Here is a 20,771-nt window from a genome sequence, read left to right on the forward strand (position 1 = left end):
GCTGTCCACCACCCGAAGCGGCCTGAGCCGTTCACACGGTGGATCAGGCCGGGCCGTATTCAGTCCTTGCTTTCAGCGGCGCGGCAGTCCGCGCACAGGCCATAGAGATTATGCACATGGCCGTTCAGGCTGAACCCGTGCTTTTCCGCCAGTTCGCGCTGCAGTTTTTCAATGCGCTGATCGCAGATTTCCACGATTTTGCCGCAGGAGAGGCAGACAATGTGGTCGTGGTGGCTGTCGGGCCGGGCCACTTCATAGCGGGTGATGCCGTCGCTGAAATGGATTTCCGTGGCCAGCCCGGCGTCGCAGAGCAACTTGAGCGTACGGTAGACCGTGGTCTGTCCGATGCCCGGATCGCGTCCCAGAATATATTGATAGAACTCTTCCAGCGAATGGTGGCCGGGGAGTTCAAAAAACGCTTCGGCAATGACGCGTCGCTGGGATGTGGTGTTCAGCCCCTTGCGGCTCATGAAGTCCAGGAAGTCCGCCAGGGACGCGTTGTTTTGTTTGGACATAACCAACCCCCATAATCTTTTAGCACGGGGTGTGCCTTTCTGCCAAGTGGCCCGCGCGGCCGGATCGGGCCGCCTTTGCTCCGGCGGCTTGACAGAAGATATCCGCCTGGATAGAGCACTTCAACTTGGAAAAAGCGAACCGCCGCCGGGCCCGTGTGGATGTGCGCCGGGGAAGCGGCGAAAGCCGGTCCTTCCCCGCCGATCGAAGCCCGCGTCGATGCACGGCGGCAGTTACCGCGCAACGTATTGAACATAAAGGCAGCAGCGCCTGGGAATGCCTCTTCCCGACGGCCCCCGCGCCGGGGGCGAAGGTTGTCCAGCCCGCGCCGCCCCTCTGAAAACCGGCGGCGCACGGCGTCCCCCGCGCTTTCCCGTGCGGAATGCGGGAATGCCCGAGCGTCAAGGAGTTCCGCCGTGCGCCTTTCCCCTCTGAGTCTGAAAATTCTGCTCAACCTCTTTCTGGTTTATATTTCCTGGGGTTCCACCTATATCGGCTTTGAATTCACCCTGGAAGTGCTGGGACCTTTTCTGGCCTGCGGTTCGCGCATGTTTCTGGCCGGGCTGCTGCTCTGCGCGGCCATCGCCTGCACGGGCCGCTGGCAACGCCCCTCGCGCGCCGACTGGCGGCACGCCTGCTGGCTTGCCGTGTTCATGGTCTTGATGGCCAGCGGCTTTCTGGGCAAGGGGCAGGAGTACATTTCTTCCGGCGTGGCCGCCGTGGTTACCGGTTCCACGCCTATTTCCATGCTGGTGGGAGCCTGGCTGTTCGGCGGCGAGCAGCGCCCTTCGGCCATGCAGTGGCTGGGACTGGCCGGTGGCCTGTGCGGCCTGGCTCTGCTGGGCTTCAGCCAGGCCGGTTCCGGCGCGGAGCAGAGCAGCCTGGGCGGCATTTTTTGGGTTTTCGGGGCTACCTTGGGCTGGGTGACCGGTTCTCTGCTGACACGGCGTTTTCCCCTGTCCACCCGGCTTTCGGCCTTGCAGGCCTGCGGCCTGCTGCTGCTTATCGGCGGCCTGGAAAGCCTGCTGCTGGGCTTTGCCTGCGGCGAGGCGGCCATGACCCGTTGGGAAAACCTGCGGCCCGAAGTTGTGCTGGCCTTCGCCTGGATGACCATCGGCGGCTCCATCATCGCCTATTCCAGCTATTTCTGGCTGCTGACCCATGTTTCCATCGCCACTGCCGTCTCCTATGAGTATGTGGTGCCGGTCATCGGCATTTTTCTCGGCTGGTGGCTGGGCGGAGAAACTATTTCAGGCCGTATGATCCTGGCCTGTTGCCTGACAGTGGGCTCGGTTTTTTTCGTGCTTTGGCACAAGCACAATAAATAGAATATGTTCAGATTGAAAATGGGCAACTGCCCCGCGACCGCGAGAGAGGGCGGCTGCTCCCGGCCCCGTGGAAACCGCATTTTTTCGCGGGATTTCCCCGAGTATTTCGCGTCTTGCCGGTGGAAAGCGTCCGGTGTACAATTCTTTCAGGTCTGACCCGGCATGAAGGCTTGACAAAACTAATAAGAAATGAATATCATTTTCATTAAGTCAAGGGGCCGAGTTCAGAAGTCCTCAACAACGGAAGCGAGCCGCGCTTCTTCACTATAAGGATAAAGGAAAGTATCATGGAAAGTCTGATTAATAAGAAAGTGGAACCCTTCACCGTCCAGGCCTTTCACAACGGCGAGTTGAAGGATGTCAGCGATACGGATCTGCAGGGGCATTGGTCGGTCATTTTCTTCTATCCGGCGGACTTCACTTTTGTCTGCCCCACGGAACTGGAAGACCTTTCCGACCATTACGACCAGTTCCGGAAACTGAATTGCGAAATTTACTCCGTGTCCACGGACAGCGCCTATGTGCACAAAGCCTGGGCCGACGCCTCCAAAAGCATCGCCAAGATCCGCTATCTCATGCTTTCGGACAGCGCCACCTGGCTTTCCCGCTTTTTCGGGGTGTACATTGAAGAGACGGGCCAGGCCCTGCGCGGCACTTTCATCATCAACCCCCAGGGCGAAATCAAAGCCTATGAGGTGCATGACCTGGGCATCGGCCGCAATGCCGACGAACTGGTGCGCAAGCTGGAAGCCGCGCAATTCGTCGCCGAGCACGGCGACCAGGTCTGCCCGGCCAAGTGGAAGCCCGGCGCGGCGACCTTGAAGCCCGGTCTGGATCTGGTGGGCAAACTGTAGGCGGCAGACGCGCCTTTTTGTCGCTGGCGGCGTTAAACAGCGCGGCCCGGTTTGGTCACGTAGTAAGCTGCGTTCCCGCGCCGGGCCGCTTGTTTGCCTTGACGGCGAGCAAAAAATCACGCCTGCCGGATGCATGGTGTAACGAAAAAGCCCGGCGTGAGAGATCACGCCGGGCTTTTTCGTTACTCATTAATCATTTTGCTCAGCTTAGGGCATGTTGACACTACATTCTTTTGCCCGCTGGCTTTGTCGAACTTCGCCTTTTATTCCAGTCGCGCTAGCCGTTCACAGCTCTGCTGTGTTACGGATAGCGACAGTGATTTCGATGAGAGGAGTTTTGTGTAACTCATTGCTGTCCTCATCCGTAGCTTCCTTCGTCGCAACGGCTGAAGCGAGTACCAGAAGAGTACACTCCTTTCATAAAAGGCTTGTTCTCCTTGCCGGCAAACAAAATCCCAGTAGTGGCAACAGGCCCTGGAGCAATTTCACTTTAAAATTGCCCGCCACGAAGGCGTAAATGCAATTTATTTGCGCTGTTAAGCGCCGAAGTGAGAGTCTTTAAACGTTAAGAATGTACATTCTTAACGTGAATCCGCTCTAGGAGCTGTTTCTAAATAAGTATTTTCGTTCTCTGCCAAGGAAGGCGAGTCCTGGGCGAAGGGAGTATATTCAAATATATTCGACCTTCGCACGGGGCGAGCCTAACGCAGTCAGAGGGCGAAAGGACAATTTAGAAATAGCTCCTAATGGCCGCGCAGCATCTTCACCGAGCAGAACTTCCCGCACATGGCGCAGACTTCCTCGCTCTTGTGGGCCTCGCGGCGTTTGGCGAGCTGGGCCGGGTCCAGGGCGGCTTTGGACATGCCTTCCCAGTCCAGAGCCTTGCGGGCCGCGTTCATGGCGGCTTCGCGTTCGACGGCCCTGGGACGGCCCAGGGCCACTTCGCCCACATGGGCGGCCACGCGCGAGGCCATCACCCCGGCGCGCACGTCGTCCACGTCCGGCAGCGTCAAATGCTCGGCCGGGGTCAGATAGCAGAGAAAGTCCACACCGGCTTCCACGCCCAGAGCGCCGCCGATGGCCCCGGCGATGTGGTCATAGCCGGGCGCGCTGTCGCAGCACAGCGGCCCCAGCACATAGAGGGGCGCGTTGTTGGTCAGGCGCTTGATGCCCTGGATCTGGGTGCGCACCTGGTTCAAGGGCACATGGCCCGGACCTTCGATCATGCACTGCACGCCCTTTTCCAGGGCGTATTTGGCGAGCTGCCCCAGGTTGATCACTTCTTCCCACTGGGCGGCGTCGCCGGCGTCCACGCCCGCGCCGGGGCGCAGGCCGTCGCCCAGGGACAGGGTGACGTTGTAGGGCAGGCAGATGTCCAGCAGGCGGTCGAAATATTCCAGCAGCGGATTTTCACGGTTGTTTTCCAGCATCCAGCGGGCCAGCATGGAGCCGCCGCGCGAAACAATGCCCAGCACGCGGTTGTCCTTGACGGCCAGTTCCGCGCCGCGCCGGGAAAGTCCGCAGTGCACGGTGACGAAATCCACGCCCTGGCGGGCCTGTTTTTCGATTTCAGCGAACAGGTCGTCCGGCTTCATGCTGCTGATGTCGCGCTCGGCGTCCAGGATCTGCTGGCCCACGGCATACATGGGCACCGTGCCCAGGGGCAGGGGGCAGGCCTTGAGCATGCCCTCGCGGATGGCGTCCAGGTCTCCGGCGATGGACAGGTCCATGACCGTGTCGGCCCCGGCGTCCAGGGCGGCCTTGATCTTGCGGTTTTCGGTTTCCGGGCAGTTGCAGAGCGGCGACGTGCCGAGGTTGGCGTTGACCTTGATCCGGGAGGGCTGTCCCACCAGGATGGGCCTGAGCCCCTCATGGGCCGGGTTGCCCAGAAGCACCATGCTGCCCTCTTCCAGGGCGCTGGTGATGGCTTCGGGGGCCAGGCCCTCCTCCTGGGCCAGGGCGGCCAGATGCCGGTCGAGCAGGCCGCGCAGGGCGGCGTTTTTCGAGCAGAGCGAAGATGACATGAGTGCCTCGCGGGTTGCGACGCAGGGCGCAAAAAAAAGCCACAACCTGCGGGGAAAGCGGGTGCGGCTGCAGCTTCCCTCCGGCAGTGCGAACTGCGTCAGGTTCACAGGGTCTGGGGCTGATTCCCCACTCTCAGCCGCCCTGGACGTGTTTTCGCAAAACACATCCCGCGCGGCTCCCCTAGCTCCCGTCATCTATAGCTTGGCCCCGTGGCGCTGTAAAGGACTTTGTGCGCGTGCTCAACGGGCCGCGCCGCCTGCCGTTGGCCGAGGATCGTTGCCCGCAGGGGGACTTGCGCGCCCCGCCTCCCCGCGGCGAAAGGCCTACGCTGCCGTGCGCGCCAGCCAGGCACACAGTTTCCGCCTGAGAGTCCGGGGATCAATGGGCTTGGTGATATGGTCGTTCATGCCCGCTTCCAGGCTTTTTTCGCGGTCGCCGCTCATGGCATGGGCCGTCATGGCGATAATCGGCGGCTCGGACGGTCCTATTCCCGGCAGCGCGCGGATTTTGCGGGTGGCGGTCAGTCCGTCCATGATGGGCATCTGAATGTCCATGAATATCAGGTCAAAGGACTGTCCTCGGCAGAGCTCCACGGCCTCGGCCCCGTCCTTGGCGAGGACGACCCGCATGCCCAGGCCTTCCAGGAGATTGAGGGCCACTTCCTGGTTGATTTCATTGTCCTCGGCCAGAAGGACGCGCGCGCCCGCCATGGCGCGCGTATCGTCGGGTTCGTCCCGCTCCATGCTCCCGCGCAGGGGGATGGGGGGCAGGTCAAGGCCCAGGGCCGCCACGACGGCATTGCGCAACGAGGCCCGCCAGACGGGCTTGGGCAGGATGCGCGTTCCGGCGTCCAGGCCGGGTGCGTCGTGGTACTGATCCATATAGGAAGCCGGAACGAGCAGCAGCCTGGGCAGAAGGCCGTTGCTGAGCCGCCCCAGAGCCGCCGCGCAGTCCAGGCCGCCCTCTCCCGGCAGATGATGGTCCACCAGGGCCAGGTCGAAGGGCGCGCCCTCCGCCAGGGCCGCGCGCGCCGCCTCCAGGGCCGCCGTGCCGGAATCCACGGTGCGCACCGTCATGCGCATGTCGTCCAGCAGGCGCGCCAGCACGTCGCGGCATGCGGGGGAACCTGCGGCCAGCAGCACGCGCCTGCCGCGAAATTCCCTCGGGGCGGCGTCCACGGGCGCGCCGTCGCCGAGGCCCAGAACGGCGGTAAAGGCAAAGACGCTGCCCTTGCCCGGCTCGCTCTCCACCCGGATCCGGCCGTCCATCATGCCCACCAGACGCTCGCAGATGGCGAGCCCCAGGCCGGTGCCGCCGTAGCGCCGGGTGGTGGAGGTGTCCACCTGCTGAAAGGCTTGGAACAGCGTGCCGGCCTGTTCCCTGGTCAGGCCGATGCCCGTGTCGCGCACCTCCACCCGCAGGCGCGCCTGATGCGCGTCTTTGGACTCCAGGTGCACGCTGAGGGTCACGGAGCCCTGATGGGTGAATTTGAGGGCGTTGTTGGCGAGATTGGTCAGCACCTGCGAAAAGCGCAGCCTGTCGCCCACCAGAGCGTAGGGCACGTCCGGCCCCACGTAGAAGAGCAGCTCAAGGCCCTTTTCAGCGGCGCTGAAAACGAGCAGGTCCGCAAGATTTTCCAACACTTCCGAAAGGAGAAAAGGCGCGTTTTCCATGGTCATGCGCCCGGCTTCGATTTTGGAGAAGTCGAGAATGTCGTTGAGCAGGCCCAGCAGATTGCGCGCGGCTTGCCGGGTACTTTCCAGATAGTGGCGTTGGCGTTCGTCCACGCGGGTCTGGAGCAGCAGATGGGTCATGCCCAGAATGGCGTTCATGGGCGTGCGGATTTCGTGGCTCATGCGCGCCAGAAAGTCGCTTTTGGCGCGGGTGGAGGCCTCCGCCGCCAGGCGCGCGGCCCTGAGCTCGGTGATATCCTGAAGCCAGATCAGCTGAGCCGGATTGCCCCGGTAATTGATGGTGCTGATGCTGGCGAGGGTTTCCCGGCACGGGCCGTCCGGAGCGTCCAGCCGCCGGACGGCCATGGGAACGTTGACCGCCGGGAGGCCTTGCTCTGCTCCGGCGCAGAGATCGAGATAGCCCTGATAATCCGCCCAGATGCCCGAGCAGTTTTCCCCCGCGGCCAAGCCTGTCAGGAGCGCGGCCGAAGGGTTGAACATGCGCGCGTTGCTCTCGCCGGTACAGATCAGCATGGCCGAGGGCGCGGCCTCCACCACGTCGCTCAAGAGGCGGCGCTCGTTTTGCAGCGTCGCCTCATAGGCGCGGATCTCCCGCAGGTCATGCACCGAGGCGAAGTAGCCCCTGCCCAGGGAAGAGGTCAGCCGCACCATCACCCCTTCGCAGGGCAGCGGGCTGCCGTCGGCGTGGCGGAATATCCAGCATGCGTGCACCATGCCTTTTCGATCGCAGAGAGAGAAAACACGCGCCAGGGCCCGGGCGGTGGGCGTGCCGTCCTCCTGCAGGGGCGGCTGCAGTTCCTTGATGCGCGCCAGCGCCTCCTCTTTGGAGCCCACGCCCAGCCACTTGACCGCGGCCGCGTTGCAATCCCGGAGTTTGTGGTTTTCATCCCAGATGAAGAACGTCTCCCCGGCGCTGTCGAAAATGAGGCGCTGCCAGAGTTCGGTTTTGTAGGCGGCGCCCACGTCGTGAAAAGCCAAAATGGAGCCTGTGGCCGCGCCGTCTTCCAGAATGGGGGCGATGCTGCCGTCCACCAGCACGATGGAGCCGTTTTTGTGCAGAAAGGATTTCAGGCTGAAACGCATGTTTTCCGACCCCAGCCGCGCCCGGCAGAGCGTGCAGCTCTCCTTGGGATTGCGCGAGCCGTCAGGGAGGACGGGATGCAGGGTTTCATGCAGGTTTCTGCCGATCAGCTCGTTTTCCGCATAGCCCAGCATGGCCTGGGCGGCGCTGTTGGCAAAACTGATGGCGCCGTCCCTGCCCGTGCCGATGATGCCGTCGCTGGTGGCGTTGAGCAGGCGCAGGCTGTGCGCCTGGGAGGCTCTCAACTGGCGGGTGCGTTCCTCCACGCGTCGTTCCAGGCTGTCGGCCAGATGCTGGAGCGCGTCGCGCGCGGCGTTGCGCTGGTCAACGCGCCGCAGCAGCCGCATGCTGAACCAGGCCACGCCCAGAATGCAGAACAGGGCGAAGAGAACGTGCAGCAGGGTGATTTTGCCGCTCAGCACCTCCTGCATATGGGCCATTTCCGCCAGCGGCGGACTGACGCTGAGCCCGCCGATGACCTCGCCTTCCCTGTATCCCTGGACCGCGTGGCAGGTCAGGCAGCTCTTTTCGGCCCGCAGGATATGGATCAGGCGGACGCGCTGTTGCCCGCCCGCATCGTCCGGGCCGAGCATTTCCTCGCCGTCGTTGCGGATCAGTTCCTCCAGCGCGGCGGCCTCCCACGGGTCGGCCTGATTCGCGGGCCGGATGGGCCTGAGACTCACCAGCCGTCCCTGGCCGGTGGAGGCCTTCATCCAGCGTTCCTGCACCAGGCGGAAGGCATAGGCCGGGTTGATGCGGGTGACGGCCATGCCGTTGCTCAGGGTGAAATCGCGGTTTTCAGGGGCCAGCCAGGGATTGGGGGGCGTGCCCGGGGTCACCGGCGCGTAAAGCCCGCCGAGATCGGCCACCCAGGCGCGCAGGGCCAGGTCCTTGCTGATGGACAAACGGGCGAGCTTGACCGCGTGATCGCTGGTCTGATTTGCCAGCAGGCTGGAAAAACTCCAACAGGAAAAGGCGGACAGGGCCAGAATGCCCAGACAGAGAAGGCTCGCGCCCAGCAGGACACGACGGCGTTCCATCTGCATACATGTCTTGCCCGAGGAAATAACGGCCATGGCATCCTCATCGACAGGGGATTCCAAACGGGGCGCATCCGTTGTGGAATTGAATAAGTATGAGAGAGGACAGCTCGATTACTTTAGCCCCTGGTGCAGCGTCAGGCAAGGCCGCCGCGCGCGGGGCTAAAAAATATACCGGCTCGGGCCGCTGCGGAGCCTCCTGGACGGATTCGCCCCAGGGGCCTGCATGCGTAAAGCCTCCGGGCCCGAAGGGCTGGACCCGCTTCGGCGTGGGCGGCGCGCCTTGCAATCCCCCCACGCCTGGAATACACCACTGCAATGCAGTGCAAGCGTTTGTTCAGCCCTCTTACCTGGCCGGTCTTCTCCTTTCTGGGAGCCATCGCCCTGGGCACCGTGCTGCTCTGCCTGCCGCCGAGCTGGCATCCGGGCCGGGAACTGCAGACCCTGGACGCCTGCTTTCTGGCGACCTCGGCGGTCTGCGTCACCGGGCTCACGCCCGTGGACATCAGTTCGGTGCTCAGCCCCTTCGGCCAGGGCGTGCTGCTCTTCCTGATCCAGTTGGGCGGCCTGGGCGTCATGACCTATACGAGCATCATCTTTCTGCTCTGGCGCAACAACGTGCCTTTTACCAACCGCGAGGCGGTCAGCCAGGCCCTGCTGGGCGGCGATTTCAATCTGGCGGCTTTTGTGCGCCAGGTGCTGGCCCTGGTTTTCAGTATCGAAGCCATTGCCGCCATGCTGCTCTATCTGCATGATCCCCGCTTTTTTCACCCCTTCAGCGCGGTTTTTCACGCTGTTTCCTCCTTCTGCAACGCGGGTTTTGCCCTGAGCCCCGACAATCTGATGCCCTTCCGCGATGATCCGGTGGTCAACCTGGTGATCGCGGGCAGTGTCATTCTGGGCGGCATCGGCTTCGGCGTGCTGCGGGAATTCCTGGGCCTGCTCAGCGGCGGCAGGTTCGGCGCCCCTGTGCATCGCTTGAGCCGTTTCAGCCGCCTGGTGGTCAAGACCAGCCTGTTTCTGATCGTGGCGGGCACCGTGCTGATTTTCTGCATCGAATTTTTCCGGGCGGGCAACGAGCAGAGCGTGGGCGACGGCTTCGACCTGGCGATCACCTCTTTTTTCCAGTCCGTGATCGCCCGCACCGCCGGTTTCAACAGCGTGGACATGGCCGCCCTGAGCGAGGCGAGCCTCATGGTGCTCATGGCCCTGATGTTCATCGGCGCCGGGCCCGGCTCCTGCGCGGGCGGCATCAAGGTGGTCACCTTCCGGGTGCTGACTGGCTACGTGGCCGCCCAGTTCCGCGGCGACCGGCAGATCGTGCTGGAAGGACGCGGCGTGACCAGGGGCAACGTCACCCGCGCCCTGACCCTCTTTTTTCTCTATTCCATGCTCATCGCGGTTTCGACTTTTCTGCTGAGCATTACGGAAAACGGCATTCTGCACCGCACCGGGCGCGAGGGAGTCTCCATGCTGCGCCTGCTTTTCGAAACCGTGTCCGCGCTGGGCACCGTGGGCCTTTCCGTGAACCTGACCCCGGATTTGAGCGCGGAAGGCAAAATGATTATCATCTTCAATATGTTCGCCGGACGCGTGGGCCTGCTCAGCCTGCTCATGGCCGTGCAGAGTTTGCAGCCGAAGAAGGCGTATACCGTAGCCGAAGCCCAGCTCCCCATCGGCTAAACAGGCGGCCTTTTCGCCGCTGACCGCGTCAGGCCTCGTTTTTTATTCCGGTTGTGAACCGAAGAGTTCACGCCCTTCATAAAAAACTTGCCTTCCTTGTCAGCGACGAAAAATCCACCTGTTTCAAATGTGGAAGAAAGGAAATCACATGCCTGAAAAAAAACTGGAGATCGGGATCATCGGCCTCGGCAAGTTCGGCCTGCGCATGGCTACCACCCTGGTTTCCCTGGGGCATACCGTGGTGGGCATCGACATGTCCGAAACCCGCGTGCAACTGGCCGAAGAGACCCTGAACTCGGTCTACCGGGCCGACGCCACCAATATCAGCGTGCTGCGTTCCCTGCACATCCAGGATCTGGACTGGGTGGTGATCAGCGTGGGGCAGAGCGTGGAGCAGTCCCTGAACGTCACGCTCAACGTGCAGGAACTGGGCGGCCCTAAAATCCTGGTCAAGGCCTCCAACGAGGAACACCGCAAGATTCTCCAGCGCCTGGGCGTGGACCGCGCCCTGGTGCCGGAAACCGACGCGGCGGTCATGGCAGCCCATCAGCTCACCTATCCGGGCATGCTGGACCTGATCCCCAAATACGGGGGCATCGCCATCCAGGAATTGCGCGTGGACCACTGGGACGGCAAAACCCTGGTGGACCTCAACCTCATGCAGCGTTTCAATGTGATGGTCATGGGCATTCGCCCGGTGGGCGAGCGTTCTTTCATTTTCGTGCCCCCGGCGCGCACGGTGCTGCATCGCGGCGACACCCTGGTGGTGGCCGGGCGCGCGGATTCCATGGGCGATCTGCAACCTTAGGGCCTGTTAACACTATTTCAGAGCTATAACAATTAACGCAAAGACGACAAAGGCCAGGAACATGACATCGAGCTTATCGAACCGAGTAAAAACACGGCGGAAGCCTTTGAGCCTCCTGAAAAGCCGTTCTACCTCATTACGTCTTTTGTATAGCTCTTTGTCATACTCCCACGGTTTCAGTCGGTTGGGTTTGGGCGGCACCACCGGAGTGAAGCCCAACTCACGTCCCAAGCGAGTCGTTTCATTACCCTCATATGCGCCATCCATAAGCAAGCTGCACGGCGCTGGCATCGGCCCCAACTGGACAAGCAGCCTGCGCCCCTCGGGGGCATCGCCGGCGTTGCCGGGAGTGAGGCTGAAATTCAACGCGCATTCAGCATTCGCGGCAACCATATGAAGCTTGGTCGTCCAGCCGCCTCTGGACTTTCCGATGGACTGCGGACCTGTTTTTTTAAGGCCCCTGTTCCATCGGGATGAACCTTAACAATAGTACTGTCGAGAGAAACTGCTTCTATTTTAAGGCGGAGTATCTGCTCTTGTTGAAGGCGTTCAAATATACGGTCAAGAACTCCGTTCTTGCTCCAGCGGTTCATGCGCGTGTAGATGCTGTGCCAACAGCCAAAATTTTTCGGCAGTCCACGCCATTTACACCCATGCTCTGCAACGTACAGAATCGCATTCAACACCTGGAGATTGTCAAAATGGACATTACCTCTTTGGCGCGGGAAGCAGTCAGCGATTCTCTCATATTGTTCGCGAGTAATTTGCATAAGACATTCTTACGGAATACTCGCTCTTTGTCAAATAGTGTTAACAGGACTTAGAGCAGTTCACGCATTGCATGCGTGAACTGCTCTAAGGTTGATAAAACAGGGTCCCGCGAAAATTCGCGGGACCCTGTCGTTGGGGGAGGCGGCGGCCTCCCTTTGGGACCGGAGGATGCGTCCGGAATACGTCTTCTTCAGCGCCGCATGGTGGCGGTGGGCAGATCGTCCCACAGTACGGCGGCCACATGCTCCTCGGGATGGTGCCGGGTGACCAGGCTCACGCCGAACACGCCCAGCGCGCTGAAAAGAAAGCCGAACAGGGTCTGGTCGAAGTCCAGGCCCAGATAGGGCCAGGCCACGGTGGAGACCAGGCCGCCCAGCATGCCCGCCATAACCCCGGCGCGGGTCAGGCCGCGCCAGAGCATGGTGGCGAGGAAGGGCAGCACGATGGTGGTGGCCGTCAGGCGCAGAGCCCACTGGTAGATGGCAATGATGCCCGTGAAGTTGAAGGCCACCCACAGCGCTGCCAGGGCCACTAGGGCCACGGTGAGGCGCGAAGCCAGCATGAGCCGCCGGTTGTCGGCCTTGGGATTGATGAGCTGGCGGTAGAAATCATGGGTCAGGTTGGACGAGCCCTGCAGGATGAAGGAGTCGGCCCCGGTCACCAGCGCGGCCAGCAGGGCGCAGTAGATCAGGCCGCCCACATAGGGGGGCAGCAGATCGCGCGTCACTGTGGAAAAGATCAGATCCGGGTTGATGTCCGGGGGCAGGAACTGTCGGGCGGCCAGGCCGATGAGAATGGGGCAGACAAAAACCCCACAGCAGATCAGCACGCCCAGGGTATTGGCGTTGAGCGAGACCTTTTCGGACTTGGCGGCGAAGATGCGCTGCCAGGAGGATTGCCAGACCAGATAAAAAGGCCCCACGGAGATGAAGAACAGGGCGACCTCCTTGGCTCCGTATGGTCCCGCGGGCGAGAGAAATTCCGGCGGGGTGGCGGCCAGCATGGGCCCCATGCCCCCGGCCAGGCTCACGGAGGCCACGGCCAGAATGACGATGCCCGTGATGATCAGCACGGCCTGGAGGGCGTCGGTGACGATGGTGCCGGGCAGGCCGCCCAGCACGGTGAAGGCCAGCACCAGCACGGCCGAGAGAACCAGCGCGTTGCCCACGTCCATGCCGAAGCAGGCCGACCAGATGGTGGACATGGCAAGATACTGCATGGCCGTGGTGGGAATGGCGTAGACCACGGCCGAGAGCAGGGAGGGAATGATGCCCGCGCGCACGCCGAAACGCTGCCCGAAAAGGTCGGCCAGGGTGTAGAGGCGCTGGCGGCGCAGGGCGCGGCCGAAGGCCAGGATCAGAATCAGGGTGAAGATGACGCTGGCAAGGCTGAAACGGATATAGCCCGAAGCCCCCACCTGGAAGCCCAGGCCCACGGTGCCGATAAAGACCGAAGCCCCGCACCAGGTGCTGATGACCGTGCCCACAATGGGCCAGAAGCCCATGCTCCAGCCGCCGATAAGATAGTCGTCGGCGTTCTTGACCTTCAGGAAATAGTAAAAGCCGATGCCGAACATGATCAGGAAATAGACGATGATGTAGCCGAGATACCAGCCCATGGAATCCTCCTCGTGCTGTGGCGCCGCCCGTCCGGGCGGCTTTTCATGTGGGGAGTGGAAACCGTCAGTCCTTCAGAGTGCCCCAAACCGGGCGGCCCATGCTGATCACGGAGACGATGTTGACTTTGTTGATGTCTTCCGGCGCAACGGCGCGCGGGTCGGCATCCAGAAGGGTGAAGTCGGCCAGCTTGCCGGGTTCGATGCTGCCTCGCCGGTCTTCCTCGAAGCACATGGCCGCCGCATGGGTGGTGTAGGCGCGCAGGGCGTCCAAAACGCGCACGCGCTGGTCCGGGCCCAGCAGGCGGCCCGCGCGCGTGCGCCGGTTCACGGCGGTGTGGATGGATTGCATGGTCATCTGCGGCAGCACCGGGGTGTCGGCGTGCAGGGAGAAGGGCAGGCCCAGGCGCGCCGCGCCGCCGCAGGGGTCAATGCGCGCGGCGCGCTTCGGCCCGAGAAAGATGTCGTGGTGGCGGTCGCCCCAGTTCCAGACGTGCAGGCCGAAAAAGGAGGGCCACAAGCCCACGGCCTTCATGCGCGCCAGTTGTTCGTCCGACGCCATCTGGCAGTGGATGAGCAGGTGGCGGGGGTCCCTGCGGGGACAGCGGGCCTGGGCTTTTTCCACGGCGCGGACGGCGGCTTCGACAGCGCCGTTGCCGTTGCCGTGGATGACGGCCTGCTGGCCCGCGCTGTGAGCTTTGAAGACGGCGTTCTCCAGTTCTTCCTGGGGAATGATGGGGGCGGGACGCGTTTCGGGGCGGCTGTGATAGCCCTCGGGCACGGCAGCGGTGTAGGCCTGGATGGAGCCGTCCACGAGCAGCTTGATGCCGTGGAAGCGCAGCAGGGGCGAACCTGTTCCGGCCAGCAGGCCCGTTTCCAGCACCCGCTCAAACCAGTCCGCGAACACGGGCATGTGCACATGGAGGTGCAGGCGGCCCTCAATCTCCAGCCCGGCCAGAGCCTCGTAAACCATCCAGGGCGTGAGCCCGCCCAGGCCCGCGCCGCCGCCGATGCAGGCCGTGAAGCCCTGGGCGTTGTAGCTTTCCACGGCGCGGAGCAGACCCTGTTTCAGGGCTGTGGTTGTCACGGGCGGCAGCTTGCCCAAGGCTTCCAGGGCCAGAGTTTCGGTGATCAGGCCGTTGGGGCGGCCGCTTTCGCAGACCACGTCTGGATTGTCCGAAGGCCGGTCCAGGGGAATGCCCAGCAGGCCGTACATGCGGCTGTTGACGTAGGCCGCGTGGATGGAGATGTGCAGCAGCAGCGCGGGCCTGTCTGGAAAAAGGGCGTCCATTTCGGCCAGGTTCGGGCCGCGCTGTTCGGCAACGGCCGTGTCGTCGAAACCGTAACCCATGGGAACGGGCTGATCCTGCTCCCGGCCGTGCCGGTGCAGAACGTCCAAGGCCGAGGCCAGGTCGGCCGTGCCGCCGCAGTAGGCATAGGGAGCCCAGGCGGCAAGCATGTCCGGGTGGCTGTGGGTGTCGATGAAGCCGGGATAGACGATCAGCCCGTCCAGATCCGTTTCTTTCAGGCGCGGGCCGCCCAGGCGGCGCAGCTCCGCCGCCCCGCCCACGGCTTCAATGCGGCCGCCAGCCACCAGAACGGCTTCAGCGGTGCGTTCCCCGGCGTCCAGCATGACGATGCGGCCATTGTGGTACAGGGTCTTTTCGCAACATTGCATACGGCACCTCGTGTGGAGCGGAATTTCGGACCGCGCGGAGGGCGGCCCGTACTCCGTATGGAGCAAGGGAGGTGCCAGAAGTTGTTCTGAAAAATACTCTTGAAAAACAGATAATTATTATGAATTGAAGAGAGGGCGACGCTGCTCTGTATGAAAATTTATTCAAAACTTGTCTTTGATTTTGAATAAATATAACTTTGTATACAAAGCCGTGGAGGCGCGGATACGCGCCTCTGAGCGTTGGCAACGCCAACGCGGCCAAAAATCAGAAGCAGGTCACGGCGTTGCCGTGCCGTTAGCTGTCCGAAGGGTGCCCGGCGCCGGGCATTTCTCTTGGCTGTAACGCGGCTTAGGGAAACGGACCGTAGCGCAGCGACTGATTTTTGTGCCTTTCCGCCCGGCAAGTTTTTCTGAAAACGAGCCGACGGCGGCGCAAACACCGCGTAAGCGGGGTTTGTCATCAGTCTGAGGCGCGGATACGCGCTGAAGGAGTCCCGCCATGCTGTCGCCCGACCAAGCGGCCCATGTTCTGGCCCTGCATCTTGCCCCACGTCCCCTGAGCGCCGATGAGCTCCGCTGGCTTACGGGCGAGGCCGCGCGGCCCGACGATGCGGCCCGAAAACAGGGCCTGGCCGCGCTGGAGCGCCTGCGCATGGCGGAGCGCGTGCCCGGCGGCACGCCACGCTGGAGGGCGGGCCCTGCGGCCGGTGCCTTTGTCCGCGCCCGGCTCTTCGCGGGCCTCTGGCCGCCGGAACATCGGGCTGGAGCCCTTCTGAGTCTGCTCGACGAGGGGGCCGGACCGCGCCGGTGCACGGACATCCTGCGCGGCGCCTGGGCTGGCGGTCGTGCGGACGTGGAACTGGTGCCCCTGCTGGAAGTGCTGGTGGCTTTTCTGATGCGCTGGTGCGCGCGCCGCGCCGCCGACCCGGCGGCTCTGGACGGCGGTTTTCTGAATCTGCTCTTCGCCCTGCAGGGCTTCCCACTGAGTTCCCTCTCTCTGCTGCGTAAAATTCTGCGCCTGACGGCGCGCGCCTACCGCATGGCCCGCAACAGCGGCAATGAGCGTTTCATGGCCATGCTGCTGCTTTCCCGTCTCTATCTGCACGTTTTTGTGGGCAACAATTCCAGCCGCCTGGCCGACAGGCTGGAAGCGGCCCTGAATACGGTCAAGGCGCTCCTTGGGCCGGAAGATGACAACCTTCTGCCCCTGTTCGAGGGGCAACTGGCCTATATGCGCGGGGATCTCAAAAAAATCATTGCCTGTTTCAACCGCTGTTCCGAAGACATGGCCTGGTGCCACCGCCGCTTTTACGACACCTTGGGGGTCTGCGCCCTGTTCAGCGCGGGCTATCTGCACCAGTTCCATTTCGCGCTCGGCAGCGTGGAGCACTTTCAGCGCAAGGCCATGCTGGCCGGGGACGAACTCACAGCGGCCATGTTCCGGAGCAATTCCTGCTTTCTGCTCCTGCGCAAGGGCGACAGGCAGCGCATGCGCGCCGTGCTGCGCGCTCTGGAGGCCTCGCCGCTCTATGCGGAACACTCCATTGTGCATTCCCACGTCACCAGGGCGCACGCCCTGCTGCTTTTCATGGAGGGCGACGCGCGCGGCGCACACACGCTGCTGGATGTCCGGACCCGGCGTCTTCTGGCGCGGGGCGACAAGCCCGTGACGTTCAAGGATCCCCTGGTGCTGGATATGCTGTATGTCTTTTCACGCAACGGCTGGCCGGCCATTCCCGGCTATGAAGCCGACGCCCTGTTGCGGAGCTTTCTACAGGGGGCCAACCGGCATCTGAAGGGCACGGCCATGCGCATCCGAGCCCTGCAACTGCTGGATGCGGCAGCGACGCCGTGCGACGCCGTGGCCCTGCTGCGGCAAAGCCTGGACATATTCCGCACGCTGGGCGATCCGCACTCCCTGACTCTTACGGTCCACGCTCTGGCCCGGGCCCAGGAGCGCGACGGAGACGCCGGGGAAGCCCGGTTGCTGCACGATATGGTGCGCGAGGCCACGGGGCGGGATCTGCGCGGCGTGGAATACCACGAGGCCTGCCGGGCCTGCCTGGAGGTATGCCCGGCGGCTTTCGAGCTTTTCGGGGCGGCCTTCTCCGAAGCGGGCCTGGTGGGCAAGAGCGTGTCCGAACGCTGTCACGCCATTTTCAGCGGGCTTGACCTGCCTGATTCCTGCGAGGAGGCTCTGCAGCACTTCGTGCGGGCGGCCATGGACGCCTTCCGCCAGGAGCGCGGCGGGCTTTTTCGTCCCGGCGAGGGAGGAGAGCCGCGCTTTGCGCATATCGCCAACGTGTCCGCCTTGGAACTGCGCTCCCCGGCCATGCGCCCCTGCCTGGACTGGCTGGCCGAGGCCGCGCGGCGCAGCCGCCGCCCCTTGCTGCGGCACGAACGCCACGGCCTAGTGCTGCGCCTGGCCGAGAGCGGCGGCCGTCCCTGGCTGTTGTGGATGAGCAGCCTTTATGCGGGGCCGCCCTCGGACACCGCTCCGGCGGAGGAGCTCTTGCGGGGAGGCCGCCTGCTGGCTGCGGAACTGCGCGCCATCCTGCGCCTGGAAGCATTCAGGGAGCGGGAAATCGCCCAGCAGCACGACAAATTGCGCACGATTTTTCTGCGGGAAGACCGCGACGACTGCCTGGTGCTGCGCGAAGGCCTGCACGACCTTCTGCTTCAGGCCGCCAGCGGGGCCGTCACGGACGTGCCCATCCTGATCTGCGGCGAGACGGGCACGGGCAAGGAACTCATGGCCCGGCACATCCACACGGCCAGCGGGCGGCCGGGGCCGTTCATCCCCGTGCATCCGGCGGGCATGGTCGAGAATCTTTTTGAGAGCGAATTTTTCGGGCATGAGCGGGGCGCGTTCACCGGTGCGCTCAAGCAGAAGATCGGCCTGTTTGAAATGGCTGATCAGGGCACGCTGTTCATTGACGAGATCGGCGAAATGTCGCCCCTGGTGCAGACCAAACTGTTGCGCGTTCTGCAGGAGCGGCGCTTCATGCGCGTGGGCGGCACCAGGGAGCTGCATTCGCGCTTCCGGCTCATCGCGGCCACCAACCGCGATCTCTGGCAGGAGGTGCGCGAGCGGCGTTTCCGGCAGGACCTCCTCTACCGCATTGCCGTGTTCCCGCTGACCCTGCCGCCCCTGCGCAGGCGCAAGCAGGACATCCTGCCGCTGACCAACGCCTTCATCCGCCACTTCGCCCGCCGCTACGGCAAAACCGTTCCCCCGCTCAGCGAGACGCAGGCCGGGGAACTGCTGGCGTATGCCTGGCCCGGCAACATCCGGGAACTGCGCAGTCTTGTGGAAAGGGCCGTGATCCTGCACCGGGGCGGCGGATTGCCCTTGCTGTTCGGTCTGCACGGCGGCCCGGCGACAGCCGCCGGGGGCAAGGAAGGCGGACAGGCGGAGCCGCCTCTCCCGGAGGGCCCGGTTGCGCCGGAAAACCTGCCGACCCTGGAGGAGGCCGAGGCGCTCTATCTGCGCCGGGTCATGCGGCTGGCCAAAGGCAAGGTGCGGGGCGAAGGCGGGGCGGCGGCGCTGCTGCGCATGAAGATTCCCACCCTTTACGCCAAACTGCGCAGGCACGGCATAGCCTGCGGGGGGGGATAGAATGGGTGCCGGTTACCGGTAGCCTTCAGCGGTTCCGCGCGTCCGGGACGGTTCCGGGCAGGGCCCACCAGGGCAGGTCGCGCCATGCGCGGTTGAGCGCCTTTTCCATGTCCGGCCAGTGCGGTGAAAAGCGCGCCAGTTCCGCCCTGTAGGCCGGGGAGTGGTTCATCTGGCGCAGATGGCAGAGCTCGTGCCAGCAAAGGTGCTCCAGCAGGGGTACAGGCAGGAGCAGAGCCCGCCAGTTCAGGTTAATGTGCCCCGCCGCGTTCTGCACGGCAGCGCCGTTGGCCGGCTCATTTTCACTCTTCCCGCCCAGCAGCCTGCCCAGAAAATCCTTGAAGCTGACGCCACGGCGCGGACGGGCCGCGCGTTGTTCCCGCGCGTCCGGCCGGGTCCGCGAACAACTGCCCCAGCGGCTCCGCTGGTCCCGCACGCTCACGCCGGACACGGCAAAACCTTCCCTGGCGGCCAGGTGCAGCAGATAGGGCGGCAGCAGACGGGCGGCCTGCTCCCGGCACCAGCGGCGCAGGGCCAGAGCGCCAAGAGCCGCGTCCTCCGGCGGGCCGAACAGGCGCAGCAGGCCCGGCGTTTCCAGCAGCAGAAGGCGGCGCGCCCCCTGGCTGACCAATAGGGAATGCGCGCGGGCTTGGCTGTGCCGCCGTCCCTCGGCCAGATCTCCGGCCGTTTCCACCCGGAACTCCAGGCCCGGCAGGGGCAGGACCACGGCGCTCGGCAGGCCTTTTTCCGGCGCGCGGCGCTGATGTCGCTGCCATGCCCGTTCCAGCCAGGGCAGAAAGCGGGGCAGGGCCTGGTCCACGGCGGAGGGGGACCAGTGGCCGGGCACCGTCAGTAACAAGCCGCCATCCGGGGCCAGGCTCAGGCGCGCCCGGCGGGCGCGGGGCGAACGGCGCACGCGGGCCGTGAGCCGCGTGCCGTCGGCAAGCGTGAAGTCCGCCGTGGCGTCCGGCGCGGGGGCGGCAATTTTTGCAGGCATGGGGGCAGGCTGCCACAGGCCGGGGAGGCTGTAAAGCGGCGTGTCGACAGCCCGGACGTTCTTGGCGCGAAACTTGCTTTGTAGGGGCCGGGGACAACCAGTGGGAGCAATATTTTCCCAGAGGCTGTCGCCATGAGTGTCTTTTCGGTTATCTCCGCGTCGAACATCGCCTTTTATTTCGGTCGAGTACCAGAAGAGTACACTCCCTGCATGCTTTAGCCGTTATGCGAGGAACGAGCATTACGGATAAAGGCAGCAGCGCTAAAAGGCTCGTTCTCCTTGACATAACACGAAAATCCATCTCATGACGACACCCTCCAGCCAGCACAGGAGCGCAACCATGGAAATCGGATCCGCCTACAGCGCAAGCGGCCTTTGGGATCTCAACGCCCTCAACGGCGTGGATTCGTCTTCACAAAAATCCTCGTCCACGGGGCAGAGCGGTTCTTCCGGCGATACGGTGGACATTTCCGATGAGGCCCGGAAGCTCTTTTCGGAAAAAATCCACCAGTACGACAAGGGCAGCTCCACAACGACAACCGCGGACGCGAACCAGAACAGCGGCGGGGAAGAAACCGAGGCGTCCGAAGCGCAGGGCGGCGGGGCCAGCGGCGGCTCGGGCGGCGCGTCCGCTTCGGGCAGCGACAGCACGGAAGCCATCAAGAAGCAGATCGAGTCGCTCAAGAGCCAGCTTATGAGCCTGGCTTCCCAATTGAGCGGCGGCGGGGCGGATGCGGGCGTCACCAGCAAGATGAACGCCCTGCAATCCCAGATCGCGGCCCTGGAGGCCCAGCTCAACGCCGCCGAGCAGGCCTGAGGCCATAAAGCGGGCACCAGGACAATCGAATAAATAGAACGAAAAAGAAAAATGCTCTTGCGTCAGGCTTCCTGTAGCGTTGCGGTTATTTTATAAAATCCGCCTTTTTCGTGTGGGCGGCGTTATCGGCGCGTTTTTGCCCACACAAAAAAAATCGCCAATTTTGCAAAATTCCCGCAAAATAAGCCTCCGCTCACTTGCCGACTGTGTCGGCTGTGTTCGCGGGTCTTAAGGAAGGAAGACGCACGGAT

13 protein-coding genes and 1 riboswitch are annotated in these 20,771 nt (G+C 63.4%); of the genes, 6 read left to right on the plus strand and 7 right to left on the minus strand.

The genetic code is table 11. The features are described from left to right. Positions 1–59: 59 nt before the first annotated feature. A complete protein-coding gene (locus HMPREF0326_RS07180) occupies positions 60–515 on the minus strand; it encodes a Fur family transcriptional regulator (RefSeq protein ID WP_009303613.1) in 456 nt (151 codons plus the stop codon). A gap of 414 nt (positions 516–929) precedes the next feature. Here HMPREF0326_RS07180 and HMPREF0326_RS07185 point away from each other — a divergent pair, with 414 nt between their 5' ends. Together HMPREF0326_RS07185 and ahpC are read left to right on the plus strand one after the other, a co-directional pair. After that, on the plus strand, positions 930–1,841 hold the full coding sequence (locus HMPREF0326_RS07185) for an EamA family transporter (protein WP_008685436.1): 912 nt from the start codon (positions 930–932) through the stop codon (positions 1,839–1,841). A 287-nt stretch (positions 1,842–2,128) separates the two neighbouring features. Next, the gene (gene ahpC, locus HMPREF0326_RS07190) at positions 2,129–2,695 is read left to right on the plus strand and encodes an alkyl hydroperoxide reductase subunit C (RefSeq protein WP_008685437.1); all 567 of its coding nucleotides are present in this window, start codon (positions 2,129–2,131) and stop codon (positions 2,693–2,695) included. 743 nt (positions 2,696–3,438) lie between these two features. Here ahpC and thiC read toward each other — a convergent pair. Both thiC and HMPREF0326_RS07200 read right to left on the minus strand, forming a co-directional pair. Continuing rightward, positions 3,439–4,719, minus strand: coding sequence for a phosphomethylpyrimidine synthase ThiC (gene thiC / locus HMPREF0326_RS07195; protein WP_008685438.1), 1,281 nt, complete (start codon positions 4,717–4,719; stop codon positions 3,439–3,441). A 58-nt stretch (positions 4,720–4,777) separates the two neighbouring features. After that, positions 4,778–4,912: riboswitch (TPP riboswitch) on the minus strand. Positions 4,913–5,043: 131 nt separating this feature from the next. After that, entirely contained in the window at positions 5,044–8,571 is a 3,528-nt protein-coding gene (locus HMPREF0326_RS07200; protein ID WP_020990378.1) for a response regulator, read from the minus strand. A 297-nt stretch (positions 8,572–8,868) separates the two neighbouring features. Between HMPREF0326_RS07200 and HMPREF0326_RS07205 the strand changes: the two genes are divergently transcribed. Continuing rightward, complete coding sequence (locus tag HMPREF0326_RS07205) at positions 8,869–10,218, plus strand: TrkH family potassium uptake protein (RefSeq protein ID WP_232221614.1); 1,350 nt, start codon at positions 8,869–8,871, stop codon at positions 10,216–10,218. A gap of 148 nt (positions 10,219–10,366) precedes the next feature. Further along, positions 10,367–11,026, plus strand: a complete 660-nt coding sequence (locus tag HMPREF0326_RS07210; protein ID WP_008685441.1) for a potassium channel family protein — start codon at positions 10,367–10,369, stop codon at positions 11,024–11,026. Positions 11,027–11,038: 12 nt separating this feature from the next. Here HMPREF0326_RS07210 and HMPREF0326_RS16725 read toward each other — a convergent pair. The 3 genes from HMPREF0326_RS16725 to HMPREF0326_RS07225 all read right to left on the minus strand — a co-directional run bounded on the left by HMPREF0326_RS16725 (position 11,039) and on the right by HMPREF0326_RS07225 (position 15,090). Then, a protein-coding gene (locus HMPREF0326_RS16725; RefSeq protein WP_147568388.1) for an IS5 family transposase occupies positions 11,039–11,796 on the minus strand; the annotation gives its coding sequence in 2 pieces (ribosomal slippage) (positions 11,039–11,472 and positions 11,472–11,796; 759 coding nt in all). A 191-nt stretch (positions 11,797–11,987) separates the two neighbouring features. Further along, positions 11,988–13,415, minus strand: coding sequence for a sodium:solute symporter family protein (locus HMPREF0326_RS07220; RefSeq protein ID WP_008685444.1), 1,428 nt, complete (start codon positions 13,413–13,415; stop codon positions 11,988–11,990). Positions 13,416–13,479: 64 nt separating this feature from the next. Next, the gene (locus HMPREF0326_RS07225) at positions 13,480–15,090 is read right to left on the minus strand and encodes an amidohydrolase (RefSeq protein WP_008685445.1); all 1,611 of its coding nucleotides are present in this window, start codon (positions 15,088–15,090) and stop codon (positions 13,480–13,482) included. A gap of 499 nt (positions 15,091–15,589) precedes the next feature. Between HMPREF0326_RS07225 and HMPREF0326_RS07230 the strand changes: the two genes are divergently transcribed. Beyond that, positions 15,590–18,709, plus strand: a complete 3,120-nt coding sequence (locus HMPREF0326_RS07230; RefSeq protein ID WP_020990380.1) for a sigma 54-interacting transcriptional regulator — start codon at positions 15,590–15,592, stop codon at positions 18,707–18,709. Positions 18,710–18,734: 25 nt separating this feature from the next. Here HMPREF0326_RS07230 and HMPREF0326_RS07235 read toward each other — a convergent pair whose 3' ends face one another. Continuing rightward, the gene (locus HMPREF0326_RS07235; RefSeq protein WP_020990381.1) at positions 18,735–19,703 is read right to left on the minus strand and encodes a M48 family metallopeptidase; all 969 of its coding nucleotides are present in this window, start codon (positions 19,701–19,703) and stop codon (positions 18,735–18,737) included. 340 nt (positions 19,704–20,043) lie between these two features. On the opposite strand from HMPREF0326_RS07235, the gene HMPREF0326_RS07240 reads away from it, so the two are divergent. Further along, the gene (locus HMPREF0326_RS07240; protein WP_020990382.1) at positions 20,044–20,520 is read left to right on the plus strand and encodes a FlxA-like family protein; all 477 of its coding nucleotides are present in this window, start codon (positions 20,044–20,046) and stop codon (positions 20,518–20,520) included. The last annotated feature ends 251 nt before the right edge of the window (positions 20,521–20,771 follow it).

The organism is Desulfovibrio sp. 3_1_syn3, from assembly GCF_000145315.2.
Taxonomy (GTDB): Bacteria; Desulfobacterota; Desulfovibrionia; order Desulfovibrionales; family Desulfovibrionaceae; genus Desulfovibrio; species Desulfovibrio fairfieldensis.

What these genes read in the sequence shown, in the direction of transcription:
- thiC (WP_008685438.1), bottom strand. Translation starts at nt 4,719, where the DNA reads ATGTCATCTTCGCTCTGCTCGAAAAACGCCGCCCTGCGCGGCCTGCTC.
- HMPREF0326_RS07220 (WP_008685444.1), bottom strand. Translation starts at nt 13,415, where the DNA reads ATGGGCTGGTATCTCGGCTACATCATCGTCTATTTCCTGATCATGTTC.
- HMPREF0326_RS07230 (WP_020990380.1), top strand. Translation starts at nt 15,590, where the DNA reads ATGCTGTCGCCCGACCAAGCGGCCCATGTTCTGGCCCTGCATCTTGCC.
- HMPREF0326_RS07200 (WP_020990378.1), bottom strand. Translation starts at nt 8,571, where the DNA reads ATGGCCGTTATTTCCTCGGGCAAGACATGTATGCAGATGGAACGCCGT.
- HMPREF0326_RS07210 (WP_008685441.1), top strand. Translation starts at nt 10,367, where the DNA reads ATGCCTGAAAAAAAACTGGAGATCGGGATCATCGGCCTCGGCAAGTTC.
- HMPREF0326_RS07235 (WP_020990381.1), bottom strand. Translation starts at nt 19,703, where the DNA reads ATGCCTGCAAAAATTGCCGCCCCCGCGCCGGACGCCACGGCGGACTTC.
- ahpC (WP_008685437.1), top strand. Translation starts at nt 2,129, where the DNA reads ATGGAAAGTCTGATTAATAAGAAAGTGGAACCCTTCACCGTCCAGGCC.
- HMPREF0326_RS07225 (WP_008685445.1), bottom strand. Translation starts at nt 15,090, where the DNA reads ATGCAATGTTGCGAAAAGACCCTGTACCACAATGGCCGCATCGTCATG.
- HMPREF0326_RS07240 (WP_020990382.1), top strand. Translation starts at nt 20,044, where the DNA reads ATGGAAATCGGATCCGCCTACAGCGCAAGCGGCCTTTGGGATCTCAAC.
- HMPREF0326_RS07180 (WP_009303613.1), bottom strand. Translation starts at nt 515, where the DNA reads ATGTCCAAACAAAACAACGCGTCCCTGGCGGACTTCCTGGACTTCATG.